A 2,469-nucleotide genomic window follows, 5' to 3' on the forward strand; every position below is an offset into this window, starting at 1 on the left:
CAGGGAAAACTCATCTCAAGGCTCGCTTCCCGCTTAGATGCTTTCAGCGGTTATCGATTCCGAACTTAGCTACCGGGCAATGCCATTGGCATGACAACCCGAACACCAGAGGTTCGTCCACTCCGGTCCTCTCGTACTAGGAGCAGCCCCTTTCAATTTTCCAACGCCCACGGCAGATAGGGACCGAACTGTCTCACGACGTTCTAAACCCAGCTCGCGTACCACTTTAAATGGCGAACAGCCATACCCTTGGGACCGACTTCAGCCCCAGGATGTGATGAGCCGACATCGAGGTGCCAAACACCGCCGTCGATATGAACTCTTGGGCGGTATCAGCCTGTTATCCCCGGAGTACCTTTTATCCGTTGAGCGATGGCCCTTCCATTCAGAACCACCGGATCACTATGACCTGCTTTCGCACCTGCTCGAATTGTCATTCTCGCAGTCAAGCGGGCTTATGCCATTGCACTAACCACACGATGTCCAACCGTGTTTAGCCCACCTTCGTGCTCCTCCGTTACTCTTTGGGAGGAGACCGCCCCAGTCAAACTACCCACCAGGCACTGTCCGTAATCCCGATTCAGGGACCAACGTTAGAACATCAAAACTACAAGGGTGGTATTTCAAGGACGACTCCACCACATCTAGCGACGCGGTTTCATAGTCTCCCACCTATCCTACACATGTAGGTTCAATGTTCAGTGCCAAGCTGTAGTAAAGGTTCACGGGGTCTTTCCGTCTAGCCGCGGGTACACTGCATCTTCACAGCGATTTCAATTTCACTGAGTCTCGGGTGGAGACAGCGTGGCCATCATTACGCCATTCGTGCAGGTCGGAACTTACCCGACAAGGAATTTCGCTACCTTAGGACCGTTATAGTTACGGCCGCCGTTTACCGGGGCTTCGATCAAGAGCTTCGACCGAAGTCTAACCCCATCAATTAACCTTCCGGCACCGGGCAGGCGTCACACCGTATACGTCATCTTACGATTTTGCACAGTGCTGTGTTTTTAATAAACAGTTGCAGCCACCTGGTATCTGCGACTCTCGTCTGCTCCATCCGCAAGGGACTTCACTGATAAGAGCGTACCTTCTCCCGAAGTTACGGTACCATTTTGCCTAGTTCCTTCACCCGAGTTCTCTCAAGCGCCTTGGTATTCTCTACCCGACCACCTGTGTCGGTTTGGGGTACGATTCCTTACAATCTGAAGCTTAGAGGCTTTTCCTGGAAGCATGGCATCAATGACTTCACTACCGTAGTAGCTCGACATCGTATCTCAGCGTTAGTAGCGGTCCGGATTTACCTAAACCACCCGCCTACGTACTTGAACCTGGACAACCGTCGCCAGGCCCACCTAGCCTTCTCCGTCCCCCCATCGCAATTGTAAGAAGTACGGGAATATTAACCCGTTTCCCATCGACTACGCCTTTCGGCCTCGCCTTAGGAGTCGACTTACCCTGCCCCGATTAACGTTGGACAGGAACCCTTGGTCTTCCGGCGAGGGAGTTTTTCACTCCCTTTATCGTTACTCATGTCAGCATTCGCACTTCTGATACCTCCAGCAGCCCTTACAGACCACCTTCAACGGCTTACAGAACGCTCCCCTACCCCACGCACCCTAAGGTACGTAGCCGCAGCTTCGGTGTATAGCTTAGCCCCGTTACATCTTCCGCGCAGGCCGACTCGACCAGTGAGCTATTACGCTTTCTTTAAATGATGGCTGCTTCTAAGCCAACATCCTGGCTGTCTGAGCCTTCCCACATCGTTTCCCACTTAGCTATACTTTGGGACCTTAGCTGGCGGTCTGGGTTGTTTCCCTCTCCACGACGGACGTTAGCACCCGCCGTGTGTCTCCCGGATAGTACTTACTGGTATTCGGAGTTTGCAAAGGGTTGGTAAGTCGGGATGACCCCCTAGCCTTAACAGTGCTCTACCCCCAGTAGTATTCGTCCGAGGCGCTACCTAAATAGCTTTCGGGGAGAACCAGCTATCTCCAGGTTTGATTGGCCTTTCACCCCTAGCCACAAGTCATCCGCTAATTTTTCAACATTAGTCGGTTCGGTCCTCCAGTTGATGTTACTCAACCTTCAACCTGCCCATGGCTAGATCACCTGGTTTCGGGTCTAATCCTAGCAACTGTACGCCCAGTTAAGACTCGGTTTCCCTACGGCTCCCCTAAACGGTTAACCTTGCTACTAAAATTAAGTCGCTGACCCATTATACAAAAGGTACGCAGTCACACCACGAAGGTGCTCCTACTGCTTGTACGTACACGGTTTCAGGTTCTATTTCACTCCCCTCACAGGGGTTCTTTTCGCCTTTCCCTCACGGTACTGGTTCACTATCGGTCAGTCAGTAGTATTTAGCCTTGGAGGATGGTCCCCCCATATTCAGACAGGATATCACGTGTCCCGCCCTACTCGTTTTCACTGATTATGATGTGTCGGTTACGGGGCTATCACCCTTTA

Annotated in this window: 1 rRNA gene; it reads right to left on the bottom strand. The window is 52.1% G+C overall.

The window, feature by feature from the left end:
• Positions 1 to 2,469: ribosomal RNA gene (locus AB4323_RS21005) — 23S ribosomal RNA — on the bottom strand; the annotation flags it as partial.

This window comes from Vibrio sp. 10N.261.52.C11 (assembly GCF_041471405.1).
Taxonomy (GTDB): Bacteria; Pseudomonadota; Gammaproteobacteria; order Enterobacterales; family Vibrionaceae; genus Vibrio; species Vibrio crassostreae_C.